The sequence below is a fragment of the Vibrio thalassae genome, from assembly GCF_900089835.1.
GTDB classification, from domain to species: domain Bacteria; phylum Pseudomonadota; class Gammaproteobacteria; order Enterobacterales; family Vibrionaceae; genus Vibrio; species Vibrio thalassae.
The window spans coordinates 1-17167 of the sequence record NZ_OANU01000087.1 but is presented as its reverse complement, the minus strand read 5'-3'; the positions used below and the strand labels follow the sequence as shown (position 1 = coordinate 17167).

The 17167-nt window shown below is 43.0% G+C and carries 15 protein-coding genes; 5 read left to right on the top strand and 10 right to left on the bottom strand.

Translation table 11 applies throughout. The features are described 5' to 3' along the window. The first annotated feature begins 4 nt into the window (after positions 1 to 4). Positions 5 to 1264: a hydroxymethylglutaryl-CoA reductase gene (locus VTH8203_RS18235; protein ID WP_096994914.1), complete on the top strand. Its 1260-nt coding sequence runs from the start codon at positions 5 to 7 to the stop codon at positions 1262 to 1264. A gap of 63 nt (positions 1265 to 1327) precedes the next feature. On the opposite strand, the gene luxQ is transcribed toward VTH8203_RS18235, so the two are convergent. The 5 genes from luxQ to VTH8203_RS18210 form a co-directional block, all read right to left on the bottom strand. Beyond that, positions 1328 to 3910, bottom strand: coding sequence for a quorum-sensing autoinducer 2 sensor kinase/phosphatase LuxQ (gene luxQ / locus VTH8203_RS18230; RefSeq protein WP_096994913.1), 2583 nt, complete (start codon positions 3908 to 3910; stop codon positions 1328 to 1330). Then, the gene (locus VTH8203_RS18225; RefSeq protein ID WP_096994912.1) at positions 3910 to 5013 is read right to left on the bottom strand and encodes an autoinducer 2-binding periplasmic protein LuxP; all 1104 of its coding nucleotides are present in this window, start codon (positions 5011 to 5013) and stop codon (positions 3910 to 3912) included. Before VTH8203_RS18225 ends, luxQ begins: the two co-directional genes overlap by 1 nt. A gap of 75 nt (positions 5014 to 5088) precedes the next feature. Then, complete coding sequence (locus tag VTH8203_RS18220) at positions 5089 to 5373, bottom strand: GIY-YIG nuclease family protein (protein ID WP_096994911.1); 285 nt, start codon at positions 5371 to 5373, stop codon at positions 5089 to 5091. 58 nt (positions 5374 to 5431) lie between these two features. Next, positions 5432 to 6091 carry a YceH family protein gene (locus VTH8203_RS18215; protein WP_096994910.1) on the bottom strand — a complete coding sequence of 220 codons (660 nt, stop codon included), beginning with the start codon at positions 6089 to 6091 and terminating at the stop codon, positions 5432 to 5434. Positions 6092 to 6142: 51 nt separating this feature from the next. Then, positions 6143 to 6358, bottom strand: a complete 216-nt coding sequence (locus VTH8203_RS18210) for a hypothetical protein (RefSeq protein WP_096994909.1) — start codon at positions 6356 to 6358, stop codon at positions 6143 to 6145. Positions 6359 to 6549: 191 nt separating this feature from the next. Here VTH8203_RS18210 and VTH8203_RS18205 point away from each other — a divergent pair, with 191 nt between their 5' ends. Together VTH8203_RS18205 and VTH8203_RS18200 are read left to right on the top strand one after the other, a co-directional pair. Continuing rightward, entirely contained in the window at positions 6550 to 6867 is a 318-nt protein-coding gene (locus VTH8203_RS18205) for a DUF496 family protein (protein ID WP_006072802.1), read from the top strand. A 275-nt stretch (positions 6868 to 7142) separates the two neighbouring features. Further along, the gene (locus VTH8203_RS18200) at positions 7143 to 7388 is read left to right on the top strand and encodes a YgjV family protein (protein ID WP_096994908.1); all 246 of its coding nucleotides are present in this window, start codon (positions 7143 to 7145) and stop codon (positions 7386 to 7388) included. Between the two features lie 836 nt (positions 7389 to 8224). Here VTH8203_RS18200 and VTH8203_RS18195 read toward each other — a convergent pair. Beyond that, the gene (locus tag VTH8203_RS18195; RefSeq protein WP_096994907.1) at positions 8225 to 9934 is read right to left on the bottom strand and encodes a bifunctional metallophosphatase/5'-nucleotidase; all 1710 of its coding nucleotides are present in this window, start codon (positions 9932 to 9934) and stop codon (positions 8225 to 8227) included. A 241-nt stretch (positions 9935 to 10175) separates the two neighbouring features. On the opposite strand from VTH8203_RS18195, the gene VTH8203_RS18190 reads away from it, so the two are divergent. Continuing rightward, positions 10176 to 11810: an ATP-dependent endonuclease gene (locus VTH8203_RS18190; RefSeq protein ID WP_096994906.1), complete on the top strand. Its 1635-nt coding sequence runs from the start codon at positions 10176 to 10178 to the stop codon at positions 11808 to 11810. Positions 11811 to 11860: 50 nt separating this feature from the next. On the opposite strand, the gene VTH8203_RS18185 is transcribed toward VTH8203_RS18190, so the two are convergent. Further along, the gene (locus VTH8203_RS18185) at positions 11861 to 12340 is read right to left on the bottom strand and encodes a DUF1097 domain-containing protein (RefSeq protein WP_096994905.1); all 480 of its coding nucleotides are present in this window, start codon (positions 12338 to 12340) and stop codon (positions 11861 to 11863) included. 125 nt (positions 12341 to 12465) lie between these two features. After that, positions 12466 to 13371, bottom strand: a complete 906-nt coding sequence (locus tag VTH8203_RS18180) for a LysR substrate-binding domain-containing protein (protein WP_096994904.1) — start codon at positions 13369 to 13371, stop codon at positions 12466 to 12468. A gap of 373 nt (positions 13372 to 13744) precedes the next feature. Between VTH8203_RS18180 and focA the strand changes: the two genes are divergently transcribed. Then, the gene (focA, locus tag VTH8203_RS18175; protein WP_096994903.1) at positions 13745 to 15193 is read left to right on the top strand and encodes a formate transporter FocA; all 1449 of its coding nucleotides are present in this window, start codon (positions 13745 to 13747) and stop codon (positions 15191 to 15193) included. A 96-nt stretch (positions 15194 to 15289) separates the two neighbouring features. Here the strand turns inward: focA and VTH8203_RS18170 are convergent, their stop codons facing one another. Together VTH8203_RS18170 and VTH8203_RS18165 are read right to left on the bottom strand one after the other, a co-directional pair. Continuing rightward, positions 15290 to 15670: a YadA C-terminal domain-containing protein gene (locus VTH8203_RS18170; protein WP_244181251.1), complete on the bottom strand. Its 381-nt coding sequence runs from the start codon at positions 15668 to 15670 to the stop codon at positions 15290 to 15292. 149 nt (positions 15671 to 15819) lie between these two features. Beyond that, positions 15820 to 16299 carry a hypothetical protein gene (locus VTH8203_RS18165; RefSeq protein WP_096994902.1) on the bottom strand — a complete coding sequence of 160 codons (480 nt, stop codon included), beginning with the start codon at positions 16297 to 16299 and terminating at the stop codon, positions 15820 to 15822. Positions 16300 to 17167 lie beyond the last annotated feature (868 nt).

The window sequence follows — 17167 nt, the reverse complement described above, 5'->3', positions numbered from 1 at the left end:
CCTCATGCCGAAAATTAATCTTCATAAACGCGATTACCTCGTTAATATTGATCAAGACGTCACGTTAACCGAATTCGATTCTAAGTTGTCTCCAAAGTACCACGCAACTGCGAGAAAGGTGAATCGCAGCCCTTACCTCACAGAGAAAAATGTTAATTATCGTTGGGGCGTGCTCAATAACATCGATGCTAAATTACAGTTACTTGATTCCCACACTCATGCACAGATGGAAAGTTATTCAAAAAACATTGAGTTTTTCATCGGCACACTAAAAATGCCAGTCGGAACAGCCGGCCCTCTGCGGGTGAATGGTCTCTTTGCTCAAGGCGACTATCAAGTTCCGCTAGCGACGACAGAAGCCGCTCTTGTGGCCTCGTACAACCGAGGGTCGAATCTAATTACGGCCAGCGGTGGTGCCAGTGCGATGTTGCTAAATGAAGGGGTGACTCGCACACCAGGATTCGCATTTAAATCTCTGGTTCAGGCTGGAAAATTTGTCGCTTGGTTGGTTACTCAGTTTGATCATTTCAAACAGCTTGCCGAATCAACAACAGATCACGGAAAACTCAATGACATCAGCGTTAATATTGAGGGCAATCATGTTTATCTTGTTTTTGAATATTTGACCGGTGATGCCTCAGGTCAGAATATGGTGACCATTGCGACCAACGTTGTCTTCGATTACATCCTATCTACCACCCCCGTGGAGCCTGATTACGCTTTTTTAGATGGTAATTTGTCTGGAGATAAGAAAGCTAACTCACAAACCTTACGTAGTGTAAGAGGCAAAAAGGTAACCGCAGAGATTCTAATCCCCGCGAGCTTGGTGGCAAAATATCTGCATACGACACCAAAGAAAATGGCCCAATTTGGTCAAATGACCACAGTTGGTGGAGCACTAAGCGGAACCATAGGTATCAACGCACATTACGCCAACGCCTTGGCGGCCCTGTATATCGCCTGCGGACAAGATGCCGCTTGTGTTGCCGAATCGGCTATTGGAATGACTCGCATGGAAGAAACTGAAGAGGGAGATCTGTATGCGAGTGTGACACTGCCAAACCTAATGATTGGGACAGTCGGTGGGGGCACAAGTTTACCTAGCCAAAAAGCCTGCTTAGATCTTCTAGGACTGCATGGTAGTGGAAAGTCTCAAGCGCTTGCTGAGGTCGCGGCAGCACTTTGTTTAGCGGGAGAGTTATCTATCGTCGGGGCATTTTGCGCAGGACACTTTTCGAATGCTCACCATAAGCTAGCTCGCTAATAAGTAAAATTCAAACATACTTGGCAGGGAAGTCACCACACTTCCCTGACTTTTCACGTTCTATTAGTGCTCGCAAGCACTATAATAGTGATATCGTTTGAAGTGGCGCAATGCTTCATACAGTGATTTCTTTTTGATCGGTTTAACAATCACAAAGTCCGCGCCAGCAGCAAAAAAAGCCTGTCTTGTGGACGTTAAGTTATCTGCTGTACACGCATAGATAGGGACTGTTTTGTCGATGGTGTTACGGATTTGCTTAGTCACTTCTATGCCTGAAACAAAGGGTAACTGGTTATCCATCAAAATAAGTTCGAACGACATCGTCTTCAAGAACTCCAATGCCTCTTTCCCATCCTTTGCCCAAATCACATCCATCCCATACTTTTCACAGAATGCTTTGGCGATAAACGCATTGGTATGATTGTCCTCCACGAGTAAAACCTTCACAGCCTCGGGGAAAAGATTGAAATCTATCACCGTTTCCTTAGCATTATTTTCGGCAAGTCCGATGGCAGTCTCTATCGGCAATATCACTTCAAAGCGAGTACCACGTCCAACTTCACTGCTCACGTCTATTTCACCATCAAAAATCGTCACCAAATTTTTCACGATCGCCAAGCCAAGACCACTGCCACCGTACTCACGAGTTAACGTTGCTTCCGATTGTACAAATGGATCGAAGATCTGTTGGATTTGATTACTCAAAATACCAATACCAGTGTCTTCCACTTGGATCTTTAACCCAGCTGCTTTATTTAATTCCTCAGGCTCTAAGGTAAAGCTAACCTCAACATGCCCTTGGTGAGTGAATTTGACAGCATTGCTGACTAAATTAAATAGGATTTGGTTCAGGCGAACTTGATCTGTATTCAATGCAGTATTCACACTCAAGTCGTTTCGAATGATCAACTCAATATTTTTGTGATCACAAAGTGGTCTATAGATCCCCTCCAATGCGGTAATCACCTCTTTAAACTTAAAATTATGTTTTTCTAGTTTAAAGCTGCCGTTTTCAATCTTCGAAAAATCGAGAATGTCATTTAAAACTGCTAATAAATGCTCTCCGCTATTGCACAAAACTTCTATTTGTTCCTGATACTTGCCATCATCTCCTCCCTGCTTCAGGAGCTGGGAGATCCCCAATATGCCGTTTAAAGGGGTACGAATTTCATGACTCATTTTCGCTAAGAAATCAGTTCTAGCTTTTGCAGACCACTCTGCTTCCTTACGGGCTTTGATACTTTGCTTTTCCGCTTCCACCAACTTAGTTATATCTTGCCCCTGAGACAGCACCAGAGTGCTATCGTCTCTGGTTTGGATCGCAGATAAACTCCAGCGGTAAACTTTTTCGCCAATTGGGACATCTATACCGGTTAGCGTCGCCCCCATGCTTGCTTTAAGCACTAGCGGCCTCATCTGGTTGATAAAAGAAACAAAGCTTTTACTGTTTGCTTGGCTCAATTCTTCAAATAAATCTAATGTTTTTTTTGCAGCCGGATTGATTTGCAAGATTGTGCCCTTTTCGGTCCAAACAATGATAGGAGAAAGAGAAAAACTAAACAGATCTTGGAATAACTTCTCTTGTTCGGAAAGACGCTCAAAGGTATTGCTCAGGGTGTTACCAATATGATTAAATTCGTGAATACTAGAGCCAGAAAACTTTTCGACACGATCCTGGCTTACGGCTACTTTGGTGTAAACCATGAGTTCAGATAGCTCTTTAGTCACTTTTCTATTTAGCCAGCGTCTGGTCAGAAACGAGATCGTCGTAATTACTGCAAGAGAGAGAAATATCCAAAATAAGTAACTATTGCGAAGCGCTAATACACTGGGATTACGCTGTACCGAGAAAATGGTTAATATGTTCTGTTTCGTACCTACGTCTAAATTCGTTTCAGTAATAAGGAGTTTACTTAAGTCAGTTTCTCCACTGTAAATCAAGTCTGATATTGACTGGACCGTATAGTTATCATCTGGAGAAATGGTCGAAGCGATAAATTTATCGCCAAAGCGCAAAATTACATCGTCGCTGTTGCTACCTTGCAAAAGATTTGCCAATAGTCCCGCGTTATCATCAAGTATCACCCCAGCAAACAAAAAGCCTAACACCTCTCCCGATTCACTTTGAACAATTGGCGTGCGCCGAATCAGGGTGTGTTTAAGCCCTAACTGAGAATCAGTGACTAAAGCATTCCAATTACTGTGTATATCCACTTTGTGAAACAATTCGGTCAAATTGGATGATTCCAATCCATAGAATAACGCGTTACCGTCATCCCAAATAACGTCGCTTAAATGACTAATAAAACGAAAATCAGGAGAGTGTATCGGTTCGAGGTTATCTTCTCTTAAAAAGAAGTAATCAAGACCTCGATAATCGTGGTTATTGAAGAAGTTCTCGACCGTATCACTCTTGGCATTACTGTCTTGCAGAATCTGCAGTGATGCGAGTCGATATTCAAAGAAGTTATGCACTAAACTACTCGTTTGTCTCGACGTGCGTTTCACCTCTTCTTGAACGATATCGCGACTCAAGTGCCAACTCTGGATCAACACGCCCACAGTAAAGATCGTGATTACCCATACTAGGGTACGGGTAATAAGGGTGGCTAATGTTTTGTGTTTGTTGAAATTCGTTAGGGGCATCAGTTTTGGTCGGAATATCTAAATGCTTTTGCTTTCAACTCATCAATTCTGCTCTGAGGATCTTGACTCGTCACGAGTTCAAAATCACCAGAGTAAACTGTGGGTACTGGTTTTCCTTCTAAGTCCCACTTGATGGCCTCTGCCATGGCTACACCCGTGTCGTCATTCATTCTCATCACCGTGACATCAAGTTTATTGTTAGCGATAGCGTCAAGCTCTGCCGAGCCGCCGCCCCAGCCGTTAATCACAACATCGTCTCGATTGAGTTGTTCTAATGCATCAACTGCGCCTAGCGCAACGTCCGTAGAGCATGCATAAATGAAGCTAATGTCTGGATTTTGCTGGAGCGTATCTAAAGTCGCTTTATAACCGCTCTCTTTATTTGCCTTTGTATAATAAGAGGAAACTAATTTATAGTTGCCTTCCTCCTCCATGTCCTGAATAAATGTCCCACCACGGGCATCACTAACATAACCCTCAGAGAAATACAAAACCGAATAGGAATGCAAGGCTTCGAAACGCTGTATAAAGTAATCCGATAGCATATGACTGCCTTTGACATGGTCAAATCCAACGTAAAGGAATGGTGGATTTTTGTCCCATGCTCTGACTGGAGTGGTAATATTCTGCAAGATTAGTTTGGTATCAGTTGAATGGCTGACGTGTTCAATAAACTTACGATGACGAGTAGTGTCTAACGTAAAGATCAAATAGCCCGATTTGTTTTTTACCGCTTCCATCAAGGAGACACTTTGCTGTCTCAAATCAATATTTGGCCTAGTGAACACTTGGTTAAGTTCATAGTCAATACCAAGCTCTTCCATGCGCAATTCAAACGCCTTTATGTTTCTTACCCAATAATCGGAAACCTGCTGTCCAGGATAGACCACAGAGATAGTAACAGGCTTCGTTTGCTTAACTGAAAGTGGCACTGGTTGCTGACGTACTATTTCAGAAAGCCCGCTAGTAAGTTGTTGTTGAACAGGGTGAGCTTTAAGATAGCCTTGATAATCCCAATATCCTGACAGTATATCACCGGCGATAGAGGGAGAAGCAAAGAGAAGCATAAATGAGAAAAGCAATGTTGAGTATAATCTGTTCATGTGTCGTTTTTCATTATTCTTTTATAGAACAAGTGCATACAGCATCTAAGTATTCAGCTAGTTATCTTAAGGCTGTTATTTCCGTTCAAAACGAGTCGCTTGTTCAACCAAACACTCTTTTTGCTTTTTATTGAGTTTTTTAATAGCGATTTCTGTTTTCAAGGCGTCACTTTTACTGCACTCAGTTTGACTCCAAACCAACTCCAGAGGGCCTTTACCACGCAATGCTTTAGCGCCCTTACCTTGTTGATGTTGCTTTAAACGACGCTGTAAATCATTAGTTATTCCGCAATATAGTGTCGATTTCGCGGTTCTAATTAGGTAAACAGACCATGGTGTATCAGTGCTTAGCTCTTCCATAATAAGAGTGTTCAACCATTAAACGATGAAGGGCAGCGATATCGCTACCCTATCTCTATTAAATCAAAGTGTTGACTAAGGCTTTAAGCTCAGCTAATTCAGCTTTTAGTGAATCGACTTCTTGCTCTAGCGCTTCGATACGCTCAATAGTTGGGGAAGCAACTGAGCCTGCAGGAGCCGATTTTTGAGCATATTGCTCAATATCAATCTCACCACTGAACAAATGCATGTAACGAGACTCTCGCTTACCCGCTTCTCGGGGAAGTTTTACAACTAATGCCCCGCTCTCGCGACTACTCATCGCATCCAGAACCGCTTCCACTTCTTTGACATCGACAAACTCGCACAGACGATTGGTTCGAGTTCTTAATTCTCCTGGCGTTTGCGCACCTCTCAATAACAGACAACAAGCGATGGCTTTTTCTTTCGGGCTAAGTTTTAGATCTCCGAACTCAGTGTTACAGAATCGATGTTGAAATTTTGATACTCGGCTATTAAAGCTGCTCTCATCACTAACTAAACGTCGAGAGATCAGTGCTTGAGCGGCATCCTGAACCTCTGCTTCAGACAAAGACAACACAGGGTCACGGTTGCTTTTCTGATTACATGCTGTCGTTAAGCTGTTCAATGTAAGGGGGTAGTGATCCGGCGTTGTCACTTCTTTTTCGATGAGACAACCAATAACACGAGCCTCGACTAAGGAAAGTTCTATATTCATTGTTATATCCTTTTTGTTCGCTGTTAAGCCTTACAAAAGTAGCAGACTTACCTAGTGTTCAGATAGAAACGGAATCTTAATAAAATTCCCTTCATGATCAACCATAACTACTTTACTTCGATTTAGCTCTACTTCGGTGAACTCTAAACGTGTGCGCTCGTTAATATACGCGCCCTTTAATTTTTCAGAGGCGGCTACTTGCGGCACTTCATCGTTGACCACGATATCACTTTTAAATTCAGGAACTGTTTTTGAGCTAGGTAGCATGGTTCTCTATAGTTCGACAATCATTGGATGACGAAATCATAGCGCTAAGTAAGCTACTAACTCAATTGTTTATTGTTCCGAGTGACGACATTATGAGCAGTAGACTGCCAGTATTGATCTAAGGGCTGTTATAACGAGTTTTGTTGTGCTTTAATCAAGCTAGATTTTGACAATAATTTAGGAAAGGACTTATGAGTAGCGTATTCGAGATCGTTGCACAAGCGCGTCGCAAGAACAAACTAAAACGCGAACTTCTAGATAACGAGAAAAAAGTTCGTGATAACCGCAAACGTGTAGATCTGCTAGAAAACTTGATGGACTACATCAAGCCTGAAATGACTCATGACGAAATCGTCACCATCATCAAAAACATGAAAGCAGACTATGAAGACCGTGTTGATGATCACATCATCAAGAGCGCAGAGATTTCAAAAGCTCGTCGTGACATCAGCCGTCGTATTCGCGAACTGACTGAAGAAGACAAACAGATGGTACAAGGCAAAAAATAATTGCTTTAGCTGATTTAGAAGCCCGCTTTCAAAGCGGGCTTTTTTTAACACTTCACTCAACAAAAACCGTTCTTCGCAACCAATGTTACACAAATAAACGTTTGCGTAATCGCTAACCCTCTCTGAACTCAAAAGTGAGGGTTCCATCACAGAACTATGACTGATATAGTGCACCCGAATTAAGCAACACCGTTCGAGGCAAGGAGCTTCCTCGTAAGTCTCATGATGAGAAGAATAGGTACCAGACTCACTGGCAAGATTTAGAGGAGCACACTATGGACATTAATATGGTTGAGTTATTAGGTTACGCGGCATCTATTATGGTTGCGATCTCACTCACAATGAAGGACATCGTGAAACTACGAGTGTTGAACTTTATTGGCTGTGCACTGTTTACCGCTTACGGCTTAGCTATCGATTCTATGCCAGTTGTGATTACAAATGGATTTATCGCATGCGTAAATGTTTATTTCCTGTTCAAGATGCAACAGGAAAAGCGCGTCGTCAGTTCAAATGCATAATAGATAGCATCTAACAGATTTTAACGAAAAGCCTCACCTATGAGGCTTTTTTAGTTTTATACTGCCTAGCTCGACACTTAAATACCAAACCAACGACTAAACCACGTCACCTCACCATAGGCAATCAAATCGAAAATGGTCAAGAACACAGCAGTAATCAGCGCGAGCTTTACCAGTTTGTAAGCGATAAGCATCATAATATATTCACTTTTTTATTATAAAGTTTGAGCAAGTTTACTGCCTTCTTGACGAATCGCAAGCGAGGTAAAATTGACACCTGCCCAATTACACAAACAAGAGACACTAGTTACCATGTCCTCGTTAGTCCGAAACACTTGAGGTTTACTATTGAAACGAGTTTCTCAATTCGCTTCCGTTGTTAAACCTGGTCGCTATCTTCTCAACTACCCGTTGACTAAATCGTTCAACAATAATGTTAAGTCGACCGCACATACTAAAACTAATCCAATTTTTATGAACAATTATAGCGGATCACGTGCGATTTCTCTTGACGACATCTAGCTGGACTCTTAATTTTGTTTACGGAACGCCTTTGCTTGCGCGTCTGGAACGGCCGAGATTAAGCAGTGCTCGGCCAACCCTTTTAGCAACTAAAAAGAAAGCCAGCTCAAACGAGCTGGCTAAAATGAAGTGCAGTTAAATCGCCCCTCCTGGTATAAAGTACACGAGTAACGACCATGCACCTATCCAACTTAATACCACGAGCGTATCAATCCAATCTCTATTCCACATGATTCCTCCAGTGAATATGGCGCAGCCTGTTGGTTTAGACTGCCGCCGTCAAGATCAGTTCAATAAGAGCAATATACGTTCCACTATTTTAGAATCGACCCTATGTTGTCACGGCCTACTCGATTAACCACACTAGGCTTGTCAGATAAAAGCTTGATAAAACAATCGGCCATCGACCAATTTGTCACGGTTCCATTACCCATCATATTAAGGATGGCATCATAGCCCTCTTTTCCTTTCATTGTGTAAGCACTTGAACTTCCTGTATATATTTTATCCAACACCAAAGAATGACCGGCAATTTTTACGTGACTGACACGTAACCCTTTAGGCTTATCTTTGTCATAATGAAACTCGAGTTGAGAGGTATAAGGATAACTTCCGGATCCCGTACCAATCACACCATTACCTATTGCGTTATCGATAGCGCCTTCGATAATTTGCGGAATATACTTACCGTAAATCTGATAAACACCGATTGGCACGGCAAAAGGCAAAAGCTTTCCGGCAATATCTGCCACCGATATTGCCCCGCGGTTTAAAGAGTTTCTCACGCCTCCAGCATTGTGTATGGCGAAATCTACTTGATGCCCTAGCGATCGCATGGTGTGCACGAATGACATAGCGACAAGCGGAGCTATCTCACTCCCTCCATGCTCATCGGGTAACCTTACGTGACGCAGTGTGCGACTCAAAGTCGTTACTTTCTGATCTTGTAATGCTTTTACCCTAGGCCGATATTTCTCATTCATTATCTGCTTAATTAATGGGTGCTTACGGCAGACTTGCACATTAGGGTGTGATTGTACTTTGTCTCGAATCGCCTCATAAGGAATCGATGAAACGTCATCATCAACGTCCATAAACACCCGGCGCCCTACCAGTAGTTCGTTTTTCCCAATAAATTGGGTGATATTACCCTCGGAGCTGAATTCAATATCACAACGCCCCATCATCATTGCGTGATATCCGGCTTGTACAACATAAGTGCCATTTACACAGACTCCGTAATGGTCTTTGCTCGCTAACCCTAATGCAGAAAAGTCACCCTGTAACACATGACTATGACCGCCGATAATGAGCCCAACCCCTTCTAACTGACTGGCGAGTTCTAGGTCTGCATCGTATCCCATGTGACTCAGGATGATTATTTTATTGATGCCACTACGTTTAATAGCTCGGATGGTCGCACGTGCCACTTGCAAAGAAGACTCAAAGCTGGTGTCACAGTCTGGGTTCGCGATGTCTGCCATTTTGTCGATCGACAAACCAAAGATGGCCACACGCTCGCTCTCTATCTTTTTTTCTATCCACTGTGCTGTTTTTTCTTTCTCATCATAATGATAGACATTAGGGTGGCCGTTTAATGGATATTCTTTACTCCCTTCTTGGGATAGGTTCCAGTTGCCCGCCAACAACGGGAAGTCTATTTCTCGCACAAACTTACCAACAGGTTCATTGCCCATGTCTAACTCATGATTACCAAGTGCCATTGCATCGGGATTCAATTCATTGAGTAGTTCAGCGTTTGCCTCGCCTTTAAAAAGCGAAAAATACAATGTCCCCTGAAAACAATCCCCAGCATGCAATAAAAGAAAGCCATCACTGCTCGTTTGAGTGCGAAGCTGTTCGACTCGGCTTGCGATACGAGCAAATCCCCCAGCACTTACGAATGGTTGATAATCGATATTGTTATGAGAGATATTGAGTTGAAGTGACGTAGGTTCAAAATATGAATGTGTGTCGTTAATGTGGGCGATAGTTAATTTGAGAGGTTTATTGTTTTTCTTCATAGCGTTTCTCTGTTATCTCCTCTCTGATGTTAGACCGCTTTATGTGACATTCCAATGAAGATCATTAAATATCTGGGACATTATACAGGTCTGTATTTGATATACATCACATAAATTCTCTAAGGATATTTGAAATTAATATGAGCTTGATTACAGCTCAAAAGTTAAATCCCTCGTATAATTAGTTGAGATAGTTGGTATTTTCTTTTCTCGATACTCACTAGAACCTTAGGAGAATTGGATGAAGTTAGAACGCATTGATATATCCGGTTTTCGCGGCATTAAGCGACTCTCCCTCTCGCTCAATGACTTAACCACGTTAATTGGTGAAAATACTTGGGGTAAGTCTTCATTACTCGATGCTCTTTGTGTCGTGTTACCCGCAGATGGTGAACTGTATCAGTTTGAAATGAAGGACTTTCACGTCGATTACGCTGCCTCGCACCCCCAAACACGACATTTACAAATCATTCTCTCCTTCGCCGCTACTGAAAGAAACGAAACTCACTCAGGTCGATATCGCAAACTCAAACCCATATGGCAACAAGACAGCAATGGAATCGAACGTTTTTACTATCGAATCAGTGCGACATTGGAAGGTTATGAGGTGACTCAGCACTATGCTTTTCTTGATTTAGAAGGTGTACCATTGCCTCTGCATCATTCTGAAAAATTAGCTCAGGAGCTTATGACATTACATCCTGTTATTAGGCTTCGAGATGCCCGTAAATTCCACCATCATGAGCATCTAACTAACGGTAATAACTCTAGATCAGAAAAGCGTATTAATAATACTGTGCGACGCCTAATGGCGATACCTGGCCATGTTAACAAAGGAGAAATGAAAAGCAGTCTTAACTCAATGAAAGTACTGGTCGAACACTACTTTTCGTTCAAAAGCCACGCTCGCACATTAACCAAGAGCGGCAGTCGAGACGGCGTCTTTTACACACGTCCTTCTCACGAGCAAAATTTATCTCAAGTCATTGATGAAACTAAAAACCATCAAACCAGACTCTTGTTATTGGGATTACTTAACGCCTATTTACAAGCCAAAGGTCCACATGAGCTTAGACGCTGTGCACGCCCGATATTGATTATTGAAGACCCTGAGGGACGACTTCATCCAACTCATCTATCGCGGGCTTGGAGCTTGTTGCAAATGCTTCCTATGCAGAAGATTCTCACCACCAATAGTAGCAACTTGCTCGGTGCCGTGCCCTTAGAGTCCATACGTAGATTGGTAAGGCAATCTGATAAAACCGTCACCACCAGCATATCTCCCAATAATCTTACTAAAGATGATCTAAGGCGAGTTGGGTTTCATATCCGTTTTCATCGCTCTCGAGCCCTGTTCGCTCGTTGTTGGTTATTGGTGGAAGGTGAAACCGAAGTATGGTTGTTTAATGAACTCGCTAACCTTTCTGGGTATAACCTTGCAGCAGAGGGGGTCCAAATTATTGAGTTTGCTCAATCAGGTTTAAGATCGCTGATAAAAGTCGCTCAAGCATTTAGTATCGACTGGCACGTCGTCACAGATGGAGATGCCGCGGGGAAAAAATACGCAACCACGGTTTTGCATCAATTAAAAGGTGACCATCCTCGTCACCATTTGTCCGAGTTACCCGATAGAGATATCGAACATTATCTTTACGCCCACGGCTTTGAAGACTTTTTTAGGGAGCTTATCAAAATTCCTCATGATCACCCTATTCCAGCTAAAAAAGTCGTGACTCGCGTACTGAAAAAGTACGCAAAACCTGACTTAGCGCTCGCGATTGTAGAAGAGTGTGAACAAAGAGGTCCTGACAGCATTCCTCTATTAATAAGGTGGATTCTAAAACGTGTCGTCACTATGGCGAATGGCAATACTTAATGAAAACACCCTATATCAATTCTTCTGATATAGGGTACAAACCTCGATATTTAGTCCTTTACAAGCTCTTGTGTCGCTCTCGCGCTAAGTTGCTGATGTAACCAGAGCCCACTGGCTTTCATTGAATAGCCAAATAGTCCCCCCAGCATAAGAGAGGGAATAACGATTTGCCAATTACCATCGGCAGCAAACGTTGCACAAGCACCGATAAACGTGCCAGGAATGAAACCTAGCCACTCTCTTTTCGCTTGAAAACACATGAAGAATGAGACTACAGCCGTCATCAAATAGCCGACAATTTCTAAGTTGAACAGTGACGAGCCATAAATGATGACCAGTGCCCAAACGACACCCGATAGGTTGGTAAGTAAGCTTTGAGCTAGCCCTTTTACACCATCTTGCGGAGAGGCAAAATAACTGGTGCATCCCAGAAAGCCAGCCCAAGATAGCAAACCTAATGACATCGCTGTCCATCCCCAAATGCCGGAAAGAATACCAGTAGTGATAGAAATAGCGATCAAAGGGCTCATAGCAGGTTAACCTAGTCAATAAATGATAATGCTAGGTTAACAAATACCCTATACATTTAAGTGACTCGGATCACATCATAGAAACTTAAATTGCATTTCATACATTTAATTTGTGATATTAGTCACTAAAGAACTGAGGGACGCCCTTTCATCATCCTTAATCCTTCGCGCTTTGCACATTCAGCTAGTGGGTTTTCAGCCATATCAGCACGCCAGATAAAAGACAGAGTACGCTCCATTTCCAATTCAGGAACATTCAGCGCAACTAATTGACCTGCCTCGATAAAACGTTCTACATCTAGGTACGGAAGGCAAGTAAGATATTGGCTGTTCGCAACCATACTGCGAAGAACTGGTACGTGTTCGTATTCACGCCAAACATCTAGATCAGCAATAAGGTGGTGGATTGAACTGTCAAAGATTTTGCGAGTACCAGAACCATGTTCACGCAATACCCAGCGGGCTTGTTCCAATTGTGCAAGGCTCACTTTATCTCGTTTAGCGAAAGGGTGATGAGCAGACGCCACTACGGTTAGGTGATCGCGACACCATACTTCTTGATGCACACGATTATCATCACAGCGACCTTCGATAATGCCAAGATCATATTTGTAATCCAACACGCCTTCGATTACGGAGTCAGTACTTTGTACGCCTAACGTGATGCGCATTTCGGGAAAATCATTGTCAATCGCACTGATAAGATCAGGGACTAGGTGCTCCGCGGGTGTCTGACTCGCACCAAGCTTTAACTCCCCGCTTAACAAATGCTGTTCATAAAACCCCATTTCAATTTGCTGGGCATCTTGCAACAAACGTTTGGCTTTTGGACGTAACCACACACCCCAATGAGACAATGCCATTTGCTTGCCCTGACGTTCAAACAGAGGGCGTCCTAGCATTTTTTCTAACTGCGCCAATGACATACTTGTGGCTGACTGGGTTAAAGACAGTTTTTCTGCTGCTTGACTGACGCTTCCCGTGTCGGCAACTGCATCGAATACTGCTAACTGCTTTAATGAATATCGCATCTGCTTTCCTTCCACTACTAAATCCAAATTTAATGTCGCAATCAATTTACAGGCGTCGACCGGACATTATCAGTTTCCCTTATGCTGTCCGCACGGTGGATTTCTTGTGATTATTTTTTCACCACCAACAATCTTCACAACCCGCCAATCTCTCACATAAAAACAGTACGTTATGGACAACAGCCCCATTCTACCTTGTGCGGTTAACTTATCAATATTTCTGATTTAGATTTTAAAAATTATCAATTTTACCACTAGGTACTCTACCCCTTAATCTAGATTCGAACACGGCAAGGGGCCTTGTTCTCGCACTTTGATTAAGGAGTTATGACATGAGCGAAACATTCAATAAAACAAGAGTAAGGGGTTATTAATGGCATCAGCTAGCTCCGACAATCATCTGCTCTTTTCGCCACTTGAAATGATGGCAGAAGCTGAAAAGTTTGCCTTAAGTAAAGCGAAGAAAACCAGTGGGATGACAATGAGTCTGGCCATCATGGCTGGAGCCTTTATAGGTCTTGCATTCCTTTTCTACATCACTGTCACGACTGGAAGTGCAGATGCAGGATGGGGACTAAGCCGATTCGCAGGCGGACTCGCATTTAGTATGGGACTGATTTTAATCGTGATTTGTGGAGGTGAACTGTTTACCAGCTCTGTACTTTCAAGCATTTCATGGGCCAATAAGCAAATTAGTTTCAGCAAAATGTTGTCAATTTGGGGAAAGGTATACGTTGGCAACTTTATCGGCGCAATGTTTTTGCTGCTGATTGTGTCGGCCGCCGGTCTTTACCAAATGGACAATGGTCAATGGGGTTTGAATGCGCTGAACATTGCTCAACACAAGCTACACCATACTTGGGTACAGGCCTTTGCACTTGGTGTGCTTTGTAACCTACTGGTTTGTTTAGCAATATGGCTAACCTTTAGTTCGGCTAACGCTATGACTAAAGCAGCAATGACGGTTTTACCTGTTGCCATGTTTGTAAGCAGCGGCTTTGAACACTGCGTCGCAAATATGTTTATGGTGCCACTTGGCATCGTAATTCAGAACTTTGCAGGCAGCGAGTTTTGGACCGCAACGGGAACAACGGCCGCACAGTTTAGCGACCTAACACCAATGCACTTTGTTATTAACAATTTAATACCAGTCACGCTAGGAAACATCATCGGTGGCGCGGTTTTGGTAGGGCTAGCGAATTGGAGCATCTACCGAAGACCACAACTAAAAGCAGCAAATGTCACAGCGATCACAACAACTACTGCGCTAACGTCAGTAAAGGAGACACAAATGAACAACAACATCATCATTAAAGACATCATGAACACTCAACCTGTCACACTTAGTGTTGAAATGCCTACTTCTGTCGCACTTGATACTCTCTTAGACCACAACTTAACAAGTGCGCCAGTGACTGATATTGAAGGACGTTTGGTAGGTTTCTTTTCAATTCACGACGTTATGGTCGACCTTTGGTGTCAGGACTATATCCCGGAACAAGGACAAAAAGTGGTTGACTTGATGAGCCGCGATGTCGTTGCCATCAACGCAGCAGAGAAACTGGTGGATGTCGCCGAGTTTCTTTGCATCGACAAAGAACAGCTATATCCAGTGAGCTCTATGGGCATTTCAACTAGCTTCTCTACCCTCTCTCTAGAAGAGCGAGCAAAGGCGATGAAAGTGAATAAACCACATGTACTTCCAGTGCTTGAAAACGGCGTATTGGTTGGCGTGCTCTCTCGAGCTGAAGTGATGAAAGCCGTTCGCCCAATTTATGGTGACCGCTTGAATATTGTTGAACGTGAACTCGAATCTGCATAGTTCAATACAAAAGTTTTTGGCTAGGAAATAAGTCGTTTGGCCGAAAAAAGCCCCGGTGTAAAAACCGGGGCAATCTTATTCGTAAAGACTTAATTATTATTTGAAACGATACTGAACACCAGCGCCTGCAGATAGTTGAGAGTTAGAACGCTTACCCGCTGTTTCGTAGTTAACAGTCATTGATGAAGACCAGTTTGCATTAAATTGATACGCACCACCAAGAGCAAGAGCTTGTTTAGAACCCGCGGTACCAATACCTATACCCATCGCAAACTCACCAGCATCTTGAACCATTGGGCGAGCGTTAGTAACTGCATGAGATGTTGCGACAACACCATCCATGCGGTCTTCTAGGTCTAGCATCTTGTTGCCCATTTTCTGCATGTCTTGTTCTAGAGAGTCAATGCGCTTGGTGTTGCTAGAGATACGGCCGTCAAGTTGATTGTAAGCAGTTGTCGCATCGTTGTAAGCGCCCACAGCGATTTTATCTAGCTCTTTAGCTGCTGAACTGCTTGCGTCAACGATAGCGTCAATTTTAGCTTTGTTGCGCTCTTTCTCGATGCGGTTTTTCTCTGCATCTGGCGTTACTACGTCAGGACGAGGCTTAATGTCGTCTTCTTCGACTTTTACATCACTATTAGTAATATGCTCGAATACCGCTTTTTCTGCTCGTCAGACATATTTTTAACAATTTTCGCAACTTCACCAATGTTGTTGCGACTGATTTCATGCTCACCAATCTTAACTTTATTGCCTGCATTTACCTGATCCACTACTGCGTCGGCAATAGAGTTGAAACGACCATCATCGTGGTTGTTTTGATCATTGTCACGACGATTAGGTCGCTTTTCTTCGTCTGGTGATGGCATTGGAGTTGGCATCATATCGTTATCAACAACTTTATAGTTAGTGTTGTCACCGTTGCCATCCATATGATCGATGCTTCTGATTTGACCAGTGTTATCTACGTCAATACGAACAACTTCGCCGGTCGATGCATCATGCATAACGTGAGAACCGTCAGCGTTGCGATGATGTGTGCCAAGAACTTTGCCGTTCTTGTCTACTAGCTTGTCACCTTTAAAGCTTACTGAGCCGCTGTTCATTCCTTGCTGAATATTATCGATAACATATTGAGCTGCTTAAACAGCTTCTTTTTGAGAGATGTTCTTCTCGTTCCAAGATGGAGTAGCTGCCATTGCTGGCGCTGCGAAAAAAGAAGTAAGTGAAAGTGCGATTAGTGTCATTTTCATTTTTTATAACTCTTCGTATCAATAAGGAAAATAGGATTATTTGGTGACTATCCCTTCGCCTTATCGAAACATCAGCCACTCACCGTAGACTACTCTTTCGCCAGCTGCCAAGACGCTCCTTTTGCAACTGGTGTGCTCATTGCTGAGAACGGGGCGAATGTTAGAGACAAAGAATTATGGCTCTTCTCCGCTTTGTTGAGTCATAACGCAATACTTATGACTTCTACCATACTGACTAATAACCCTTTTTTAGTCAGTATGGATGAATCCTATTTTGACCCAGTTACTTTCTCAGCTTTTACATATTCAGGGGCGTGCGACGTGAAGTCGTATGAAGCGCTGTTCACCGCTTAACGAGTGAACCATCTGTATCACCAGATGAACCTAGGAGCCTGAATAAAGTAGCGGCTCTGACAATGTAACGAAGGTTGGCATTTGCCAATCGGGATCTAAATCGTGAGAGGACGATCCTCCTGATAACCACAAAATCGGGTGAGTGCTAGGTAGTCATCATGATGAACATATGTGAATCCGTCCAAGGTGCGTTATGTTATGAAACAGCGGAAGTGGTTAATACGCTGTGGCCAAAAGGCATGAGAGTCGGAAAGAGATTGCCCCATGCTCTTTCGTGATCATTGAACTCTCCGCACTATAGCGGGCATCTACACTGACATTGCGCGACATACGGAACACGGTAAGCCTGTATTACTCCCTCTGGGAA